The sequence below is a fragment of the Flavobacterium pygoscelis genome (genome assembly GCF_023162025.1).
In the GTDB taxonomy this organism is placed as follows: Bacteria; Bacteroidota; Bacteroidia; order Flavobacteriales; family Flavobacteriaceae; genus Flavobacterium; species Flavobacterium pygoscelis.
The window spans coordinates 474507-496618 of record NZ_JALNUB010000003.1 but is presented as its reverse complement, the minus strand read 5'-3'; the positions used below and the strand labels follow the sequence as shown (position 1 = coordinate 496618).

At 32.5% G+C, this 22112-nt stretch carries 12 protein-coding genes, 1 tRNA gene and 1 rRNA gene; 5 read left to right on the top strand and 9 right to left on the bottom strand.

Annotated features, from left to right (window positions below):
* Positions 1–5 precede the first annotated feature (5 nt).
* Positions 6–115: ribosomal RNA gene (rrf, locus tag MW871_RS06720) — 5S ribosomal RNA — on the top strand.
* Between the two features lie 1488 nt (positions 116–1603).
* Here the strand turns inward: rrf and MW871_RS06715 are convergent.
* Complete coding sequence (locus MW871_RS06715) at positions 1604–4351, bottom strand: AsmA family protein (RefSeq protein WP_248428025.1); 2748 nt, start codon at positions 4349–4351, stop codon at positions 1604–1606.
* Positions 4352–4409: 58 nt separating this feature from the next.
* Positions 4410–4991, bottom strand: a complete 582-nt coding sequence (locus MW871_RS06710; protein ID WP_248428024.1) for a MiaE family protein — start codon at positions 4989–4991, stop codon at positions 4410–4412.
* Positions 4992–5470: 479 nt separating this feature from the next.
* On the opposite strand from MW871_RS06710, the gene MW871_RS06705 reads away from it, so the two are divergent.
* Entirely contained in the window at positions 5471–6721 is a 1251-nt protein-coding gene (locus MW871_RS06705; RefSeq protein ID WP_248428023.1) for a glycosyltransferase, read from the top strand.
* 63 nt (positions 6722–6784) lie between these two features.
* Here MW871_RS06705 and MW871_RS06700 read toward each other — a convergent pair whose 3' ends face one another.
* From MW871_RS06700 to porU, 6 genes are all read right to left on the bottom strand, one after another.
* Entirely contained in the window at positions 6785–8632 is a 1848-nt protein-coding gene (locus MW871_RS06700; protein WP_248428022.1) for a hydrolase/aminopeptidase, read from the bottom strand.
* A gap of 88 nt (positions 8633–8720) precedes the next feature.
* Positions 8721–10361 (bottom strand): pyruvate dehydrogenase complex dihydrolipoamide acetyltransferase, encoded by a 1641-nt coding sequence (locus MW871_RS06695; protein WP_248428021.1) that lies wholly within the window; start codon positions 10359–10361, stop codon positions 8721–8723.
* A gap of 5 nt (positions 10362–10366) precedes the next feature.
* Positions 10367–11365 (bottom strand): pyruvate dehydrogenase (acetyl-transferring) E1 component subunit alpha, encoded by a 999-nt coding sequence (gene pdhA / locus MW871_RS06690; protein ID WP_188049903.1) that lies wholly within the window; start codon positions 11363–11365, stop codon positions 10367–10369.
* Positions 11366–11501: 136 nt separating this feature from the next.
* The gene (gene cdd / locus MW871_RS06685) at positions 11502–11984 is read right to left on the bottom strand and encodes a cytidine deaminase (protein ID WP_248428020.1); all 483 of its coding nucleotides are present in this window, start codon (positions 11982–11984) and stop codon (positions 11502–11504) included.
* 72 nt (positions 11985–12056) lie between these two features.
* On the bottom strand, positions 12057–13238 hold the full coding sequence (gene porV / locus MW871_RS06680) for a type IX secretion system outer membrane channel protein PorV (RefSeq protein ID WP_188049905.1): 1182 nt from the start codon (positions 13236–13238) through the stop codon (positions 12057–12059).
* A gap of 33 nt (positions 13239–13271) precedes the next feature.
* Entirely contained in the window at positions 13272–17102 is a 3831-nt protein-coding gene (gene porU, locus MW871_RS06675) for a type IX secretion system sortase PorU (RefSeq protein WP_248428019.1), read from the bottom strand.
* A 199-nt stretch (positions 17103–17301) separates the two neighbouring features.
* On the opposite strand from porU, the gene gldJ reads away from it, so the two are divergent.
* From gldJ to MW871_RS06660, 3 genes are all read left to right on the top strand, one after another.
* The gene (gene gldJ / locus MW871_RS06670) at positions 17302–18987 is read left to right on the top strand and encodes a gliding motility lipoprotein GldJ (protein ID WP_248428018.1); all 1686 of its coding nucleotides are present in this window, start codon (positions 17302–17304) and stop codon (positions 18985–18987) included.
* 62 nt (positions 18988–19049) lie between these two features.
* Complete coding sequence (locus tag MW871_RS06665) at positions 19050–20336, top strand: UDP-N-acetylmuramoyl-tripeptide--D-alanyl-D-alanine ligase (protein WP_248428017.1); 1287 nt, start codon at positions 19050–19052, stop codon at positions 20334–20336.
* Between the two features lie 130 nt (positions 20337–20466).
* A complete protein-coding gene (locus tag MW871_RS06660; RefSeq protein ID WP_248428016.1) occupies positions 20467–21924 on the top strand; it encodes an FAD-dependent oxidoreductase in 1458 nt (485 codons plus the stop codon).
* Between the two features lie 30 nt (positions 21925–21954).
* On the opposite strand, the gene MW871_RS06655 is transcribed toward MW871_RS06660, so the two are convergent.
* A tRNA-Val gene (locus MW871_RS06655) sits at positions 21955–22032 on the bottom strand.
* Between the last annotated feature and the right edge of the window lie 80 nt (positions 22033–22112).

Sequence of the window (22112 nt, the reverse complement as noted above, 5' to 3'; positions counted from 1 at the left end):
GACCTTAAGGTGGTTATTGCGGCGGGGCTCACCTCTTCCCATCCCGAACAGAGTAGTTAAGCCCGCCTGCGCAGATGGTACTGCAGTTATGTGGGAGAGTATGTCGTCGCCTTTCTTTAAAAACCCTTCATCTATCGATGAAGGGTTTTTTGTTTTATATCAAATCCCCATTTTAATCTTCTATTTGTAATTAAAATATTGAGCCTGTTTTAATTATTATTAAAAAAGAATTGGATAATTATCAAAAGTTGGGTATCATGGATTAATTCTAAAACCTGTGCGATGCAAAATTATGCATAGATATTGTTTAGCCTAAAAGGAAAAACGCTATATTCCTCACACCTCTAAATTGAAATTTAAAAGCTTTTATTTTAGCATTGGAATATTTTAGTGAAGCATTGATCGCTTTTATTGTCAAAATAGTTTTAGATTGACTGATATTGCAATTTTATCGTATTAAAGACACTTTATTTAAAGTTTTAAAATTTTGACATTAAAAAAAATATAGTGCTGTATAAGTTTAGTTTAAACAAACGCTATCATAGTTAGTAGTTAAATGTTTGGGAAAAATTTGAATGTTATGGTAAGCTATTATATTGACTATGTAAATAATATTATTGCTATGTTGTCTTAGTTAAGATTTATTATAACTTATACCTAACAAAAAACTTATTCGAATTAAAATTTGTTTATTAGTATCAATTTTATAAAATTCAAAATATTTATCCTTTAAACCTTTCTCTCTAGTTTATTTGATTGCTTAATTTTCTAAGTTCAAAGTTTATATCTTGATTGTATTATAGTATATTATAAGGCTTCATGACTTTTTTGCAGATTAAATATATAAGTTATTTGTACTGTCTCAAAAAAATATTTTGTGTTAATATTTTTCACTGAGTTGAACATATTCAAAGTGATTACTTTTAGTGTTTCTGCTAATCTAATACTAAGGACTATTTCTATTTTTTGATTAATATTAGTTGCTGAGAATACAACGAAGTTGCTACATTTTTTGCTTTTCTTAAACTTGTAGGTAATAATGGTATCTATCTCTGATTTATAAAAAAATGTTTAGTTAGTTAAAAGTCTTTTTTAATGTTTTAGAGTAAATGAATTAATCTACAGGATAAGATTTTTAAAAAAAAGTTTCAAAAACAATCAATAATTTTTTATATTGAAAATGAAGTTTCCATCCTTCAATAGCAAAAAAACTTTGATAGTATTGCAATTTATATATTTAGTATCGATTATTTTTTTAAACGAATACTCTCTTTTAATGATTCCCATTTTAAGCTAAATTCCATTCTGCTAGAACCAGTTTACTATTCTATCCATCGTTGATATTTAATATGAAAGAAAATGGGAATATCCAATTAAGGAAAATTCTGAATATCAATTTCATTATGAAAACCATGAGTTATCAAAATGGTATTAATCGTTATAGTTAGAACAATTTTATAGAATTGAAAAGACGATCTTATATTCTCCTTTAATTGTTGGTATTAAATCAAAATGATCAACTATCATTTCTTAAAATATTAATTTTAATAAAAAAGCCCGAATGCGTATTGCACATCCGAGCTTTTATATTGAATTACTAAAACTAATCAGTAGTATCTTGTGTCTCTTCTAAGTCTTCTGAAGTTCGACCTATTTTAACCTTTGGATTGTCTTTGTTACCTGTTATTATTAGTGGTACACCAATAATTCCTAAAGGTGGTAATCCTAATCTCATTTTTATATTTAACTTTCCATCTAAACTTGTTGTTCCTTCTATTCTTGGTCTGAATCCAGCAAATTTAAACTTAAATCTTTCTAAAGTAATGATGTTATTTTTTATTGAACTCTTTATGTCAATTTTGTTTACCTCAGGATCTTTTAAACCTTCATGACTTGTTTTGCTTGCAACAGCATTGAACATTTTTAGACCATAAAATTTTATATTTTTTACTGAAATAATACCATTACCAACTAAAGAAGGAAATACAGGCTCCATATTTTCGTTTAGTCGGCCTTTCAAATTGTAATCTAATGATATAATTCCTTGTGCTTTTTCAGCTGCACTTGCCATTTCTCTAAAAAGTTTCACTTCATTATAAGCTCTTTTTATATCAAATTCACTGGCTTTTATGTGATAATCAAATAAGGCTTTTTTTAATGTTATATTTTGGTAAGTTGCATCCATCGTAACCTTACAACCAATCAAGTCAAAACCTGTATTTTGTATAGTTAATAAACCATTTTTTAGTTTTAAAGCTCCTTTAGCTTCTTTGAGAGTTAGTCCGTTAAAGTCTATCTTTTGTGCATTTCCTTGTAAGTATAAATCAAGGTTGGGTGGAATCACAATTACACCTTTACTCGCAACATTTACTTTCGAGCTGGAAGTTTTTTCTGTAACTGTCGTCGGAACTAAATTATTTGTTGTCGACATGAATTCATCAGCATTAATAAAGTTTGAATTGAAAGAAAACGCACCCCTTAAAACTCCATTTTTTGACGCCATAAAATTAAAAATATTCTGAAAATAACCATTCATCTTAAAATCAGATTCTCCATAAGAAGCTAGGAAAGTTTTGAAATTCATTTTATCTTGGTTGAACTTAAATATTCCTTGCTTGATCAGAAAGTTCTTTGGCAGATATTGAGTTATTACATTAATATTACGAATTTCTAAAGTTCCAATGTTATGTAATTTAGAATACCTACCTTTTTCAGCATCGCTTTGATTTCCTTTTAAATGTAAATCGGCTTTTATAAATCCTTGCACGTTTAAACCCTCTTGCGCAAAAACTTTATATATTTTGGCTATGTCTAAAATCCCTTTGGCTTTGATATCATAAGTTAGATTTTTAAAATTGCTGAGATCAGCATCTACAAAAATAGGATTTCCTTCAAAAGTAAATTGTGCTGGTTTTGTAATTACTTTTAAATCATCAAAAGTACCTTTGGTATTGGAAACAGTAGCTATAAGTTGAATGTTAGTAATAGGATTTGGATAAAATTTCGTTTTTAAATATCCTTCTTTCAATTCAATTTTTGCATTGGTAACAGGAAAAACACCTTTCTTTTGGTCGAATAGCCCTTTTGCTTTTGCATCAGTAATAAGAATTCCTTTTAATTCAATTTCTGGAATTCCAAGTGCTTGATTTAACTTCCCTAAATCAATCTTTGCATCTAGATTTGCATCAACTTGAGCAATAGTTGTCCCGGTGCTATAAATTTTTGTTTTTAAATAATCGTTACCCATTTTTAAAGACAAATTTTTCAAATCTACAATTACAAGATTTGGATCTAGTGAAGGAACTTTGGTAGCAATATCTAGATTTAAATGGGTTATTGGATTTGTACTTTTGTTGTAATTCACAAAACCATCTCTTATTTTGAAGTCAAGATTAAGTGCTGGTGCAACGTTATCGGAGGCAATATAATTTCCTTTCAAAGTTAGAAGAAAATCTGTAGTGCCTTTTAATTCTGTTTTATTCAACCAAGTAATAAATTTTGGAGGAAAAGCAGTAAAGAAATCATTCAGATTGCTATTAGTCGTTTTCAGAATAAAATCCATGTTGTAGCCTTCTTTCAGGAAATCAAATTTTCCTTTAAAATCAACAAGAAGGTTGTTAATTTTCAAATCATTTTGTTCAAAAATAAACGAAAGTGAATTTACATTTACTTTAGTAATCAAATCGGCATTTACCTTTTTGTTCATTAAGTACGGTTCATTTTCATACAGAATATTTAGTTTTTCAATTTTTGCCTTAGAATACAAATCAAAAACTGCCTTGCTCAAATCGCCTTTTCCTAAATACTCGAAACCAAATATATCAAAGTGAAGTTTAGTCGATAAATCATCATAAACAATTTTACTATTTCTGATTTCTATTTTCTCTAATTTTAAGGAGCTGTCCTCACTTTTCTGCTCTTTTTGGGTGGTGTTAGCTTTATAAACGTTATAATTTGCAAGCCCTTCCTTATTTACTTTTACATTTATATCAGCTTCTGAAACAAAAATTTTGTCAATATTTATCGATTTTCCAAATAGTAAACTAGAAACATTGATACCAAAAGCAATTTCTTTCGCTGTAATCAGTTTCTCGTTTTCGTAAGGAGCAGATCCGCTGAGTTTAAATTGCTGTAAACCGACGGTTAATGAAGGAAAGTGATTAAAAAAAGAAATATTTGATTCAGAATAATCAAGTTTTGCATTTAGCTTTTCATTGGCAATTTTCTTAATCTCTGTATTAATTTTATCTGCAAAAACATAAGGAGCAATAAACATAAAAGCTAATAAGCTGACAAGGGTAATCCCTAGGTATTTTAATACTTTTAAAGAAATAGATTTTAAAGAAGACATTTGATATAATTAGATATGCTTAAGAAATTGGAAGGTTTTTTTTTGAAAAATTTAAATTTTATCCGTGTACAGTTTCGTTTTTGCCGTAGTTAACGATGATGGATGTTTCAAATTCAATCCATGCTGCCCAGCGTTTATCTACATCTACTTTTTCAGTATATTTTCTGGCAAAATTTAAAAAAGTAGTGTAATGACCCGCTTCAGAAATCATTAAATCACGATAAAATTTAGCCAATTCCTGATCTTCTATGTTTTCAGAGAGCACTTTAAATCGCTCACAACTTCTGGCTTCAATCATCGCTGAAAATAACAATCGATCAATCAAAGCATCATTTCGACTACCATCTTTTTTCATAAATTTAAAAAGTTCGTTCACATAATGGTCTTTATTTTCGCGACCTAGCTGAAGACCTTTTTTCTTAATGATATCATGAACCATCTGTAAATGCTCTAATTCTTCTCGCGCAATAATTAATAGTTCTGTAACTAACTCTTCTTTTTCAGGATTTTGTGTGATCAAACTTATCGCATTCGAAGCAGCTTTTTGTTCACACCAAGCGTGGTCTGTCAAAATTTCGTGAATATTCGATTCTACTATATTTACCCATCTTGGGTCTGTGGCTAATTTTAATCCTAACATGATATTGCAATTAATTTAACTGCAAAATTAGTCTTTTCCGGCTGATTTCTACGGATTAATACTCAAATGCTTAATGATTTTGTCTTTATATAATTAGGACGTGCCACCAATAAAAAACGGCTGAATTCATATAACCTCATAGCCGTTTTTATTGCTGTCGGGCTATCCGTTTCAAGTCCTCATCTCGATTACGCAAAAAGCTTCATCGAGATTCCGGGCTTTACACTGCTATCCCCCACGCAAACTATTGATATTGAGTTTTTTTTATTTTAAATACAATTACAATAATCTGTAATTAAATCTAGAATTCATATTGTAATTTTTACTTAAGAATTAAATTTTTTTAAAAAATTAGTAACATTTTTTTGTATAAATTCTAATTCGCAATAGTGCTGTTAATTTCTTTAGTAGTTAAATCACTTCTCACTTATAATTACCAATAAAATAGCATTATTTTGCAGTAAGAATTTTTTAAAATTATGAATCAAACACAATCGCTTTTAATAATAGGTTTTGTCTGGCCAGAACCCAATTCTTCGGCGGCAGGAGGGAGAATGATGCAATTGATTTCGCTATTTCAGGAACAGGGATTTCAGGTCACTTTTGCAAGTCCAGCTCAAGACAGCGACTTTATGGTTGATTTAAGTCAATACAAGGTCGAAAAAAAATCAATTGCGTTGAACAGTTCCAGTTTTGATACTTTCGTAAAAGAATTGAATCCGACAATTGTTTTATTCGATCGCTTTATGATCGAAGAACAATTTGGATGGCGCGTTGCCAAGAATTGTCCAAATGCGCTACGAATATTAGATACCGAAGATTTACACTGTTTGCGATTAGCCAGACAAAAAGCCTTCAAAGAAAAACGAGAATTTCAAACAACGGATTTGTTAGTTGAAGAAGTGGCCAAACGTGAAATTGCCAGTATTCTACGCTCTGATTTGTCTCTGATGATTTCCGAATTTGAAATCGAATTGCTAAAGACTACTTTTAAAATTGATAGTAGCTTATTGTATTATTTGCCGCTTTTATTAGAATCAGATCAAATACCTGATTTAGAAAAACTCCCTTCTTTTGAAAACCGTAAAGATTTTATTTTCATCGGGAATTTTCTTCATGAACCCAATTGGAATGCCGTTCAGTACCTCAAGGAAGCGATTTGGCCATTGATTAAAAAAGAATTACCCGAAGCGGTTTTAAATATTTATGGCGCTTATCCTTCACAAAAAGTTTTACAATTAAATAATTTGAAAGAAGGATTCTTGATAAAAGGGCGTGCAGAAAATGCTAATGAAGTAGTTCTAAAAGCACGAATAGTTTTGGCTCCTTTGCGCTTTGGTGCTGGAATAAAAGGAAAATTATTAGAAGCCATGCAATGCAGGACACCAAGCATCACCACTTCTATTGGAGCGGAGTCAATGCAAGCAGATTTATCTTGGAATGGCTTTGTTGAAGACAATCTAGAAATTTTCGCCAAAAAAGCAGTAGAATTATATCAAGACAAAAAACTTTGGCTGGCAGCCCAAATAAATGGAATTGCAATTATAGAAAAACGATATTTAAGATCATCATTTGAAGTTGATTTTGAAGAACGAGTAGAATTCACATTAAATAATTTACAACAACATCGTTTAAATAATTTTATGGGAGAGTTATTGCAACATCATACGTTGAAAAGTACTATGTATATGTCAAAGTGGATAGAAACAAAAAACAAAAATTCCAATTAATTGCTTAATTGGAATTTTTATTAACTCATATTGAGAAATATGTTACGTGTAAAACTTTGCTAACTATTTAAGTAAGCTTTCAACGCTTTGAATAGTTGTTGCGTGATATCCTGATTTTGCTTTTTCAAAAATCTTTTTTGCCCAAATTTTTCCTTCTGAAGTTTTTACCATTTGTTTGTAAAGCGTCATTAATGATCCAGTTCTACTAGTAGCAATCATAAACTGTTCAATTGCAGGATAAGCAATTGTATATTGACTGCGCATTGCAGGCACAAACCATTGACGTTTAATTACGAAATTCCCATCTTTAGTAAAGTTAAATTCGGCATCAATGTCGGCCATTTCTTTAGGCGTAATATCTTCAGGAAGATAATCTATAAAATGTTGCTTCTCTGTAGTTGATTTTATTTTTTGACTTAATCCTTTAACACCCGTTTTTCTCCAACTTTTTTGAATAAGATCTATTGCATTAAAATCTTTAGAAACTGATGGAACTATATTTGTTGGTATTCCGGGTTTATATATCCAGTCTTCTGCTTTTATTTTATCAGCAAGTACTTTGTCATTTTTGATAAGATTTTCATTTAAATAGGCAATAAAATCTTCTGTGGTGATTGACTTAAAAGCATGCGCATCAAAATAATTTCTGATGAAAATATCGAACTTTTCACGACCAACTGCCTGCTCGATTACCTTTAAAAAATTATACCCTTTTTCATAAGGAATTTCACTGATTCCATCATCTGGATTTCTTCTAGCCAAATCTACTTTAAGACGAGTATCAGGATTTGTAATGCCAAATTCAAGCATACTATCATCAAGCACTTTCCGAGTTAAAACATCTTGCATTTTGGCTTCTTTTTTTCCAAAAATGGCTTCGCCAATGCGATGTTCTACATAAGTTGTAAAACCTTCATTCAGCCAAATGTCATCCCAAGTTGCATTTGTTACTAAATTACCACTCCAACTGTGACCCAATTCATGTGCTAATAAACTCGTCAACGAACGATCGCCTGCAATAACACCAGGAGTTAGGAATGTCAAATTTGGATTTTCCATTCCACCATAAGGGAAACTTGGAGGTAAAACTAAAACATCATAACGTCCCCAACGATACGGGCCGTATAGTTTCTCTGCTGCGGCGACCATTTTTCCTAATTCGGCAAATTCCCAGGCCGCTTTTTTTAATACGGATGGTTCGGCATAAACGCCAGTTCGGTTATCGATAGATTTAAATTCAATATCACCAACGGCAATTGCCATTAAATAAGATGGAATTGCTTTATCTTGTTTGAAAGTATAAATTCCGGTATCGTTTTTTTGCTGTGGATTAATGGCGCTCATTACCGCCATTAAATCTTTAGGAACCGTAACTTTTGCATTATAAGTAAAACGAATTCCTGGTGAATCTTGACAAGGAATCCAAGTGCGTGACCAGATGCTTTCTCCTTGAGAAAATAGAAATGGTTTGTTTTTATCTGCCGTTTGCTGTGGAGTTAGCCACTGCAATGCAACAGCACCTTTATTTGTATGGTAATAGATATTAACTTTTGTAGTGTTTGGTTCTATGGTTATATGAAGCGGTCTTCCGTGTAATTCAACTTCTTTTCCAAGTTTAAATTGGGTCTCTTTTTCTTCGTCACCCAAAGTTATTTTTGTAATAGTAAGTGTATTTTCATCAAAGATAATTTCTTTTCCTTTGCTTACATTGTCAATTTGCCAAGATGCTTTTCCTGAAATTGATTGGGTTTCAAAATTTACATTAATATCAAGATCTAAATGTTTTACAACTGCCAGATTTGGTTTAGAAAAAGTATGTTTGTCAGTAACAATTACATTCTTTTGAATATTGTTTTTTTGCTGGCAAGCAAGAGTCAACATAAATAAAGATAGAATAAATAATTTTTTCATAGTGATGAAGGTTAGTTAGCGATTCTTAATTAAATAAAAAATCCCGTTTTGAAACGACAAAACGGGATTTTAATATGAAATATATTGATTATGCCAACATAGTTATTGGATTTTCGATGTATTGTTTTAATGTTTGTAAGAACTGTGCTCCAGTTGCTCCATCGATAGTACGGTGGTCACAAGCAAGAGATAACATCATTGTGTTTCCTACAACAATTTCTCCATTTTTAACAACTGGTTTCTCAACAATCGCTCCTACAGAAAGGATTGCAGAGTTGGGTTGGTTGATAATAGAATTGAATTCAGTGATTCCAAACATTCCAAGGTTCGAAACAGTAAATGTACTTCCTTCCATTTCTGTTGGTAGTAATTTTTTGTTTTTTGCTCTTCCTGCAAGGTCTCTTACGTTTCCGCCAATTTGTGATAAACTCATTGCATCTGTAAATTTTAATACAGGAACTACTAATCCATCCTCAACAGCTACGGCAACTCCAATGTTTACATGATGATTGATGATAATTGCATCTTCTCTCCATTGTGAGTTTATTTTTGGGTGTTTTTTTAATGCTAAAGCACAAGCTTTGATTACCATATCATTAAAAGATACTTTTGTATCAGGAAGGCTATTGATAATTGCTCTTGATTTCATTGCATCGTCCATAGTTACTTCGATCACTAAGTTGTAGTGAGGTGCGGTAAATAAAGATTCAGCTAAACGTTTCGCAATGATTTTACGCATTTGCGAATTTTTTATTTCCTCAGTAAATACTTCTCCAGCAGGAACAAATACTTTTGCAGCAGGTGTAGTAGTAGTTTCTGTTTTAGCAGGAGTGGCAGCTTGTGGAGCGGCAGTTGCTGGAGTAAAGTTTTCGATATCGCTTTTTACGATACGTCCGTTTTCTCCTGAACCTTTTACTTGATTTAATTGGATTCCTTTGTCGCTAGCAATTTTTTTAGCCAATGGAGAAGCTAAGATTCTTTGTCCCTCAGTTGAAGGTTCCTGTACAACAGGTTCGGCAGTTTTTTCTGTAGAAACTACTTCTTTTTCTTCCGTTTTTGCTGGAGCTGTTTGTGGTGCTCCACCAGTTTTATGATTAGCGGCAATTGCGCTTACATCAGTTCCAGCTGGTCCGATGATCGCTAAAAGGCTATCAACTGCTGCAGTGCTTCCTTCTTCAATTCCAATATATAATAAGGTACCTTGGTTGAATGATTCAAATTCCATTGTTGCTTTATCCGTTTCGATTTCAGCAAGAATATCTCCTTCGGAAATTTTATCCCCTACTTTTTTTAACCAAGTGGCAACAGTACCTTCAGTCATCGTATCACTTAAACGAGGCATAGTAACTACGATGACTCCTTTAGGAAGTGCTTCGATTGTTGGAACTGTAGGAGCTAAAACTTCTTCTTTTTTTGGTTCAGTTGCTGTAGGTGTAACGGCTGTTGGTGTTGGTGCAGCATCTCCAGAAATTAAGGAAGAAATATCTTCACCTTCTTTTCCGATTATAGCTAATAGTGAATCTACTGGAGCAGTTTCACCAGCAGGAATTCCTATGTATAATAATGTCCCTTCATTGAAAGACTCAAATTCCATTGTTGCTTTGTCGGTTTCAATTTCAGCAAGAATATCTCCTTCTGCAATTTTATCACCTACTTTTTTTAGCCAAGTTGCTACTGTTCCTTCCGTCATAGTATCGCTCAAACGAGGCATTGTTATTTTGATTGCCATATTGATTATAGTTTATGAGGTATAAAAGGATAGTTTTCTTGTTCGTATACTACGTCGTATAGTTGTTGAATTGGAGGGTAATCTGATTCTTCAGCGAAAGTTGCACATTCTTCTACTAAATCTTTTACTCTTTGATCAATTGCTTCAATTTCTTCTTCAGTAGCGTATTTTTGATCTTTAATTACATCTAAAACTTGTGTAATTGGATCTATTTTTTTGTATTCTTCTACTTCTTCTTTAGAACGGTATAATTGCGCATCTGACATAGAGTGACCTCTATAACGGTATGTTTTCATTTCTAAGAAAGTTGGTCCATCTCCGCGACGTGCTCTGTCGATTGCTTCGGTCATTGCCTCAGCAACTTTTACAGGATTCATTCCGTCAACGGGTCCACAAGGCATTTCATATCCTAATCCTAATTTCCAGATGTCAGTATGATTTGCTGTTCTTTCTACAGAAGTTCCCATTGCATATCCATTGTTTTCTACAATAAAAACAACCGGAAGTTTCCATAACATAGCCATATTAAAAGCTTCGTGTAATGATCCTTGACGTGCTGCACCATCACCAAAATAGGTCATTGTTACACCGCCAGTTTCAAAATATTTATCAGCAAAAGCTAATCCCGCACCTACAGGAATTTGACCTCCTACAATTCCGTGTCCACCATAAAAACGGTGTTCTTTAGAAAAAATATGCATGGAACCACCCATTCCTTTTGATGTCCCAGTAACTTTTCCTAAAAGTTCAGCCATTACTCGTCTAGGATCTACTCCCATACCTATTGGCTGTACGTGATTTCTATAGGCAGTAATCATCTTGTCTTTTGTCAAATCCATTGCATGCAATGCACCTGCTAAAACGGCCTCTTGACCATTATATAAATGTAAAAATCCTCTAACTTTTTGTTGGATGTATAACGCGGCAAGTTTGTCTTCAAACTTTCTCCAAAGTAACATATCTTCATACCACTTTAAATATACTTCTTTTGTAACTTCTTTCATCTGATTTTTTCTTTTGCTAAAGTGTTAACAACTTGTGTTTAATAACGCAAAATAGTTTCCTTCCACAAATTTGCGAAATGCAAAAATAACACATTCCAACTTAGAACTAAAATTTAATAGGTTATTTTTAGATTTTTTACAAGAATTTTTTATCAAACATAAAAGGGAGTAAGTTTTTTAAAGATTCCGATTTATATATCGATCCGATTTCTCCCATGAAATAAATTTCTATAGGGGTTTTTTGACGAATTTCGTATTCTGCAATCGATTGTCTGCAAGAACCGCAGGGCGGTATAGGGGCTTTAGTTTGGTTCGTATCTGAAGCTGCTGTAATTGCCATTTTTAATATTTTGGCATCTGGGTATACTGCTCCTGCATAAAAAATAGCTACTCGTTCCGCACAAAGTCCAGAAGGATAAGCTGCATTTTCTTGGTTAGAACCCAATACTGTTTTTCCGTTATCTAGAAGAATAGCAACACCCACTCTGAAATTTGAATAGGGAGCATAGGCATTTTTTCTGACTTCAATTGCTTGCGCCATTAGATCTTGTATTTCATTTGGAAGTTCTTGAACGTTTTCAAATGATGTAAACTGCGTTGTAATTGATATTTGTTTCATGTTTATTGAGGAAAAAAAATCCAAATTTCATAGTGTTGAAATTTGGATTGTTATTTATGAATAAAATCTATTTTAATATTGGTCGTATTTGTCTCCAAAATTAAAAGTAAGTGAGAATCGTAAAGTATTTTCTAATGGGTTTTTTACTTTTGAAGAAGAGAATAAATAAGATACATCTACTTTTACTACATTGTATTTGAAACCAGCTCCCAATGAAAAGAACTGTCTGGCTCCTTTTAATGGACTTTCATGAAAATATCCTAAACGCATGGCAAAGGAATCTTGGTATAAATATTCGGCACCAAGAGCATAAGTGAACTCTTTCATTTCTTCTTTAATTCCGTCAGGAGCATCTCCAAATGATTTGAAAATCCCTGAAGTCCAACCTATGGAACGATATTCTTCGTTATTTTTTGCCAATAATGCTATTTCTTCTGAACCTGATATTACTCCATCTCCGTTAAGATCGCTATTTTGTGGAGTGGGAACTAATAGTTTATTAAATTCAACATTTAAAGATACTTTATTGTAGTCATCTAAAATAAAATCAAATCCAGTTCCAATTTTTAAATTTGCAGGTAAGAAATTTTTATTCAATTCGTCTTTGTCATAATTTATCTTTGGACCTAAATTCTGAATATTAAACCCAGCTCTCCATCTTCCGTTAAATTCGCTGTAGGCGATTTCTTCGGACTGATAAAAACCGGCTACATCCACAGCAAAAGAACTTGCGGATGATGTATCATTATTTTCGTTAATGAATTTTAAATTAGAATTTATAAAACGTCCCCCAATAGCCATTGAGAACTTCTCGCTTAATTTTAAAGAATAAGAACCATCAATAGCAAATTCGTTTGGTGATACTGTAGCAAAATCTTCATTGACGTCTCCATTTTGACGCAGCTCAATATCTCCTAGACCAAAATATCTAATGCTGGCAGCAAAAGCACTTCTTTCGTTTAGCTTATTGTAATAGGTAAGTTGCGCAAGCGATATGTCATTTACTAAGTCAGTTAAGTAAGGCGTGTAGCTTACTGAAAAACCTTGAGCATCTGTTGAAAAAGCATATTTTGCTGGATTCCATTGCTGAGAAAAAGCATCTGCAGAGGTTGCAACTCCCATGTCACCCATACCTGCTGCTCTTGCATCAGCCGCTACTAATAAAAAAGGAACTCCAGTAGATATTGTTCGGTCCTGAGCTTTAGCAGAATAAATGATGATAAAATAAATGAGAATAAATATTTTTTTTTTCATTTTTAAAGTAATGTTAATAGTGCAAATATAGTGTTAAAGTATAACAAGTTTTTCAAATTTTTCGCTTTTCATATTGGTCAAGGTAGATTTTACAGTTAGTTTGTAAATGTAAACACCTTTTCCTATTTTGTCCCCAAAATCATCTCTGCCATTCCAAGTTATCTCTTTAGATAAGAAGCCTTCCGTGTTTATAATTTGATTTCTAGTCCAAACTATTTTACCGGTTATTGTCATGACTTGAATTTGAACTTCTAAAGGTTCGTAAGGCTTGTTGTGAGTGAACCAAAACTCAGTATAGTTTACAAATGGGTTGGGATAATTTAAAACGTGCGTTAATGTTATTTTATCATCTCCTGCAACTATAAATTGTATGTCTGCAGTTACGGGATTGTTGTATACATCCCAGGCTTTGAACGTTATTGTATGTAATCCTGGAGTTAATTTTCGCAAAGGAAAACGCAATGTACCCTTAGTAAAATCATCTAACTTTGTTTGAAAGTAATCGTTTAATACAAAAGGATTGCTATTATCTCCATCAAGTATAGCAACGATATCATGACCTATTCCGCTGGCTGTGTTAATTCCGTTTTCATCCTCAAGATGCGCAACCAAAAAAGGCGACTCATTGGTTGTGCCTCCAGAAACAAAAGTTTCGTCATTCATATATAACTTAACTCTTGGACTAATATTGTCTGCAACTGCATTTTCATTAATTCCTCCTATTTTTATAGTGGAGTCATAACCTGTTGCATTCTCTAATTCATTATTTTTTTTAGCATAAAAACTTATTCTTCCGTTTGCTAACGGAATTCGAATATCTCTTGGTACTACAAAACTAAATTCAAATTGACCATTTTTAACAGATGCGTTGCCTCTAAATATAGTTTCTCCTAAAACATCAAAATTTATTGCGGGACTATATCCATCATTATTGTAAGTTGTTCTTTTTATGTTTTTATCAAAGATAGTTGTTGCTATTTCGCCGCTGTAATTAGTCAATAGATTGTTGTTTTCGTCTGTAACTTCACCGGATAGTTTGATTTTAGATAATGATTTTAAATTATCTATTGATTGAGATATCGGTATGTCATTTACTTTCGTTAATCTAATGTTTGGTTTAGGCAATGCCAACATTAATGCAGGATCTCCAATGTAAAAAACAATATTACTAGATGAGTTTGGGTTGCTGTTTTTTGAAATTCTCAATGCCTCTGCAATAGAAGTATATTGGTTAGACTGATATGATAATAAGTTTTTAGACAAAAGATCATTAAAGTTTTCTGCGCTAGTTTGACCTATAGAACGAATGGTTGTAATCATGGCGATAGCTCCTCCTTTGGGATTCCAATAAGTATACTCGCCAGCAGTTGGCCTAAATGGATTATCAAAACGAGAAAATTCACAAGTGAGGGTTATAAATAATGGATATTTGAATTGGTTTTTCAAATTTTGTCCGTCTATTTTTTCCCAAACTCTTTCGGATGCTAAACCGTCCTCACCACCATGACCTAAATAATTAAAGATAAGTGCGCCTTTTTCAAATGCATTATAAAAATCAGTTCTTACTTTTGGATAACGGTTTCCGCCTGCAGAGGATTCTTGAGAGTAGGAGTCTAAAAAAATTTTATTTACATTTAGAAAAGGTTTTTCAATAGAAATCTTGGTTGCTAAATTATCTTGTCTAGCTTGTAAAGTAGCATCCGAAGCTATATCAGAATCGTCGGCAAGCAAGTAGATATTGTTTCGCCAGCTTCCGTAAGATCTTATGTCGTGGTATTCAATAATCTTATTTACCATTTCATCTGCTTGTTTTAAATCATTTACAAGCATTCTGCCTACTGCAATATCGATTCCTCCAAAATAAGAAGTAATATTACCTTCATTAGCATCCATTAGCCCGTAGAAATCATCCGATGCAAACGAAGATTCTCCAGTCGAATTACTGTTTAAAGCATGGTATATAGGAACAACATTGGTGTTATTGGGGATTCTATTTTTAAAATCATAAGAGGCATCTCCAAAAAGATTAATGTATTTAAGTCTTTTATCATTAGATGAAGCATTTTCATATACATATTTGATACAATTACGAATTGCAGCTATATCTTGTTTTCCAGATGCAAATTCCTGGTATATTAATTCTAAAGGAATTACTTTGACATTCAAATTAGAGTGATTGCGATGAAAGTTGGCTAATTTTTCAGCTTTTGAAACTAAAAAAGTGGGTGAAATAATTACATAATCAATGTCTTGAAACTGTCCTTCACTGTTTTTAAATAGCGTTCCTTTTAAATTTTGATTTGCAATTTTTGATTTAGCTTCTTTCAATGGCGTGTAAAAATCATTTTCGTCTAATGCAATATATTTTTTGCCATCAGCTAGATTTGATTTAAAATCAAAAGTACTCTGATTTGGATTTTCAATTTTTGTTATGTTGTAAGGATCGCTTATTTCCCAAACTTGATGTATTGTTGTTGCATTTGATAGCACATAATTTACAATTCCATTCACAGAACCAGATTGTTCGTATTGAAAATGAAATTGCTTTCCATAACCTTGAAGCTTTCTTTTAGCTGTAAGTCTGATATTGTCTAAAAAACCTTTAGAGCCCGGAACACCATTATTGTTGTATTTTAATTTTATTTTTATGTTTTCTTCACCTATAAATGACGTATTGTTAGGTAAAGAGGAGGAAATGAATTCAATACTAGAATTGTTGTTAATTGGAGGAAACGAAATTGAGCCTAAATTGGTTCCATTGGCTAGTATCTCAAATGATGTGGGTGTATAGGCTGCTGATGCTGCAGTTAACATTATTTTTACTGGAATTGTAGTGTCGATATTTGGAAAATAGAACTGAAACTCTTGTTCGTTTTTTACTTCAAATGATTCACCAAACCATTGTCGCCCTAAACGAGCTATATTAATAAGGTCTAGCTCATGAAATTGATAATCATCAAAACTAGTTACATTTACATCGCTATTTCCTGATGGCGGAATGTATGGATTTATTCTCTTTCCGTTTTCTCCTTGGGTATTAATATAATAATAGGACTTATTATCATACAAGTTGATGTTTGTTTTGCTTTCTTGGTTCCACGTATCAACTCCTTCTGCGTAAAAAAGAATATAATCTTCGTTGTTAAAAGTGCCGTCGTTTTCTCCAACAACTTGAATTGCATTTTCAACTATATCGTTTGGGTAATATGTGTTATTAGATAAGGGAAGCATTCTTCCTCCATTACCATAAATTTTAATTTTTCTTGGATTTAGGTTTGCAACGTCAATGCCTAATTGTTGCAGGAAATTTTTAGATATTTTATAAACCCCTGATTTTTCTATATAAAATCTAAACCAGTTTCCACTAGACAAAACCGAATTTGAAATAGGATTAGAAATAGTGTTAACTCGACCAGCGGTAAAACTGTTGTTTTCTATTATATAGGAGAAGGATTTTACTCTTTTTAATCCAAAATCATCTTTAATAATAGGAGAAATAGACAGAAAAGCTTGGTTGATCCCTCTTGATTTAGAGATGTTTAAAACTTCATTGGTGCTATTTGGTATGTTTTCAGAGGTTAAATCACCGAGTTGCTCCTTTGTAATTGATTCGTAGGTTATATTTGAGATCGTTATTTTTGCTTTGTCAAAAGAGAATGTATCTTTTAATTTAAAAGTAAAAAGTAATGTTTTGTTTGAAGCCTCATAATGGAAGCCATCACCTGTAAACTGAGGGATTGTGACTTTAAAGTCCCCATAAAACATCTCTTTTTTTTCTAACCAATCGATCGAAATGTCCCCTTTTATTTGAGTAAAACCAAGAAATGGAAGCAGTGCTATTAATCCAGAAAATAAATTTTTCATTGCTTTTTTAACGCGATTAGTAGTCTGTTATTATTAATTCGTAAAAATAAATTTTTTAGTGTAATTTTAAATAATAATTATTATAAATTTGCACCGTATTAGATATTATAATGTTAAAGTTAGAATTATTAAAAAATTTTGATGCTATTAATTGATAATTGTTATATTGCGTCACTAAAATTATTACCTACTAAAGAGTATGAAAGCAAAGAGAATTATGGGCATGCAGTTGTTACTGTCAATCATTTTGATTGTTGGTTTTTCAAGTTGCAGTAAAAAATCCAGTTCAAAGAACACGTCAAGAGCAACGGGTTGGAATATGGATGGTAAAAAAGGCTCAAGTAATAAAAAGCAACAAGCAGGACCAGGTTTGGTTTTTGTAGAAGGCGGTACTTTTACAATGGGTAAAGTACAAGATGATGTAATGCATGATTGGAACAATACACCAACTCAACAACACGTTCAGTCTTTTTACATGGATGAGACGGAAGTAACTAACTCAATGTATTTAGATTACTTAGAGTGGTTGAAAAATGTTTATCCACCAACAGAAGAAAATTATAAATACATATACGAAGGTGCATCACCAGATACTTTAGTATGGAGAAATCGTTTAGGTTACAACGAAACGATGACTAATAACTACTTAAGACATCCTTCATATGCTGAATATCCAGTAGTAGGAGTAAATTGGATTCAAGCAGTTGAATTTAGTAATTGGAGAACACAGCGTGTAAATGAAGCATTACTTGAAAAAAATGGGTATCTTAAAAAAGATGCTAAAACTCAAGATGTAACTGCGGATAGCAACTTTGACACTGAAACGTATTTAAATTCACCAACTTCTTCTTATGGAGGAAATGAAGAAATTGTTTTAAAAGGAGGTAAAGGTGGTAAAAAAGCGCCAAAAGCTAAGAAAGACGGAACTGTTGTAGAAGCAAAAAATGTTTATGCACAACGTTCTTCCGGAATATTACTTCCAGAATATAGATTGCCAACTGAAGCAGAATGGGAATATGCTGCTGCAGCTGCTGTTGGGCAAAGAGAATACAACATATATAAAGGTCAAAAGAAATATCCTTGGTCTGGTGCTTATACTCGTTCAAGTAAAAGAGCGAATAAAGGAGATCAATTGGCTAACTTCAAACAAGGTAATGGAGATTACGGTGGAATTGCAGGTTGGTCTGATGATGGAGCTGATATCACAAATGAAGTTAAGAAATATCCAGCAAATGATTTTGGTTTGTATGATATGGCCGGTAACGTTGCTGAATGGGTTCAGGATGTTTACAGACCTATAATTGATAATGAAGCTAATGACTTTAACTATTTTAGAGGAAATCTATATACCAAGAATAAAATCGGTGCAGATGGTAAAATAGAAATTGTTACTAAAGATAATATGCAGTTTAAAACTTTAAGTAATGGTAAAAAAGTTGCTACAAGTTTTCCAGGTCAAATTGCTCAAGTTCCAGTTGATGAAAATGAAACTTATTTAAGAACAAACTTTGATAAGAGTAATAATATCAACTACAGAGATGGTGATAAACAATCTACTAGATATTATGATTTTGGTGAATCAGAGTCTTCTGATGATAAAGCTAATGCTGATAAAATCATGTATAATTCTCCTAAACATAATGTTACAACTGACAGTTTAGGTAGAATGGTTAGAAAATATGACAATTCTAACAAAAGAACTACATTGATTAATGATGAATCAAGAGTTTATAAAGGTGGTTCTTGGAGAGATAGAGCGTATTGGTTAGATCCAGCTCAAAGAAGATACTTTCCACAAGATATGGCTACAGATTATATAGGTTTTAGATGTGCTATGTCAAGAGTAGGACCTAAAGCAGATAAAAAGAGATCAGTAAGAAATTAAATTATATAATAAAAAAATAAAAGCCCTTTCATTAGGGCTTTTATTTTTTTAAAACTTTTCAAATGGATATTAAATACATTCATAGTTTGTTTTTAAAATGTAGCAGTGTTTCTATAGATACGCGTAACATTCAAGCCAATTCATTATTTGTTGCTATAAAAGGAGATCGCTTTGATGCTAATGTATTTGCTCAACAAGCTTTAGAAAAAGGGGCTTCTTACGTAATAATCGATGACCAATCTTATTTTATTGATCATCGAACAATTTTGGTTAAAGATAGCTTGAAAGCGTTACAAGAGTTAGCTAAGTTTCATCGTGATTATTTAAAAATACCTATAATTGGTCTTACAGGTAGTAACGGAAAAACGACTACAAAAGAATTGATAAATGTAGTCCTGTCAAAAAAAATGAATACCAAAGCAACAGTTGGTAATCTGAATAATCATATTGGAGTTCCCTTAACTTTACTTTCGTTTACCTCTGAAACCGAAATCGGTATTGTAGAAATGGGGGCAAATCATCAAAAAGAAATTGAATTCTTGTGTGAAATTGCAAAACCTGATTTTGGTTATATTACTAATTTTGGCAAAGCACATTTAGAAGGATTCGGGGGTGTTGCAGGAGTTATTCAAGGTAAAAGCGAAATGTATAAGTATCTTTCTGAATGGGATAAACTTGTTTTTATAAATTTGGAAGATTCAATTCAAGTTGAAAAATCTGACGGATTAAGAGTATTTACTTTTGGGGTGGAAAAAAGGAATGCAGATGTGAATATTACTTCAGTTAAAGCAAATCCATTTGTTGAGATTTTCTTTTCTGATTTGGTTATTAAATCCCACTTGATCGGATTGTATAATGCAAATAATATTAACGCTGCATTAACTATAGGTAAGTATTTTGGAATTTCAGATAAAGAAATTAAGGAAGCTATTGAGAGTTATATTCCTGAAAACAATAGATCTCAATTGTTAACTAAGGGTACAAACAAAATCATTTTAGATGCTTATAATGCTAATCCTAGTAGCATGGTAGTAGCCATTGAAAACTTTATTCAGTTAGAGAATTCAAATAAGGTTATGATATTAGGAGATATGTTTGAGTTAGGTCAAGAAAGCTCTAAGGAACATCGTGCTATTATAAATATGTTATTAAATGAAGACGAAGTAAAATGTTATTTTGTTGGTTCTGCTTTTTATGAAAATAAAATAGAACAGCATCATTTTTTTTATTTTGAATCTTTTGAAGATTTTTCAAATAGTATTTCTGAGCATACATTTGCAAATAATTCTATTTTGATTAAAGGATCTAGAGGAATGGCGCTAGAACGTACGTTAGATTTTATTTCATAAATTATATAAATTTAGTTTTAATAAATGCCATCACAATTTTGTTGATGGCATTTTCTTTAAAATTTGTATTAAGATTAAACACTGAGTTTAATTTATTTAGGATTAAGTTTCAATAAATAATTGTTATTAAGTGGGTAAAGTAGAAAATAAACAGCAATGTTGGTCCACTTGTAGTGAATGTCATGGGCGTGGTAAGAAAAGTCGTGGGCTTAGTAAGAAAGTAAAGCACGATTACTTAATTGCATTAGAGAAATTTGAAAAGTCAGACAGACAGGGTGTAGCTCCTTCTCAACCAAAAGGTCATTTGTATTCTTGTCTGAATTGTGGAGGATCAGGCTTGATTCCTTCTCTTGATTTCCCAATAGCCGATAAAGAAAAATTTCCTCATGTAGCAATTATTGGAGGTGGTATTGGCGGAGTAGCTTTAGCTGTTGCGTGTTTGCATCGGGGTATTCCTTTTACTCTTTATGAACGAGATTTGAGTTTTGATACCAGATCACAAGGTTATGGGCTTACTTTGCAGCAAGCGGGAAAAGCAATAGAAGGATTAGGTATTTTCTCATTAGAAGAAAAGGTAATTTCAACAAAGCACATAGTTCATACTACAGATGGTAAGATAATCGGTGAATGGGGCGTAAGGAAATGGACGCCTTACAATGTAAAAGCAAATCCCAAACGATCTAATATGCATATATCTAGACAAGCTTTGAGATTAAAGTTATTAAGCCAACTTGGACAGGAAAATTTTGTCAAATGGGGATATCAATTAATTGATTTTAAAAAGTGTGATGATGAAAGTTATGAAATAAACTTTGAAGTTGAAGGGGAATTGAAAAAGATTAAGGCTGATCTAATTGTTGGTGCCGATGGTATTCGGAGTAGGGTTCGTAAGTTACTAATTGGAGAGCAACGATTCCCATTGCGTTATTTGGATTGTATGGTAATATTAGGTATTTGTCCATTAAGCGCTCTTAAAGAACTTGATAGTCCATTATTAGATTCAGCTACTGTATTTCAGACTGCAAATGGCACTGATCGAATCTATATTATGCCATACTCTGCTGATTCGGTAATGTGGCAATTAAGTTTTCCAATATCAGAGAGTGCAGCTAAACTTTTAAGCGCTCAAGGTCCATACGCGTTAAAAGAAGAAGCTAGCTTGAGAACTCATTGGCATGATCCTATTCCTCAGATTGTATCTGCTACTTTAGAATCTCAAATTTCAGGATATCCGGTATACGATCGCGAATTACTATCGTCTGAGATTTTAGAAAAAGCCGGAGCAATTACTCTGATAGGTGATGCAGCACATCCTATGAGCCCTTTTAAGGGGCAAGGAGCCAATCAAGCCTTGATTGATTCACTTTCGTTAGCTAGAGAAATTGCAAAGTCTTGTAATGCATCAAAAGAATGGCGTAAAACGGATATTAGGAAAGGTATATTGAATGCATTTGAAGAAGAGATGTTAGAGCGCACTGCTATTAAAGTAAAAGGATCAGCACTTGCTGCAGAATTTTTACATTCTGATATTGTGCTTGATACAGGTGATGCTCCTAGAGGTAGATTAATTCGAAAAAATAGGACATAAAAAAACTCCTTAATTTCTTAAGGAGTTTCTTGGTGGGCGATGAGGGGTTCGAACCCCCGACCCCCTCGGTGTAAACGAGGTGCTCTGAACCAGCTGAGCTAATCGCCCTATTTTTGCAGTTTGACAAATTTCGTTGCCGTTATTGCGTGTGCAAATATACGCCACTTTTTTAATTGTGCAAGTAAAAA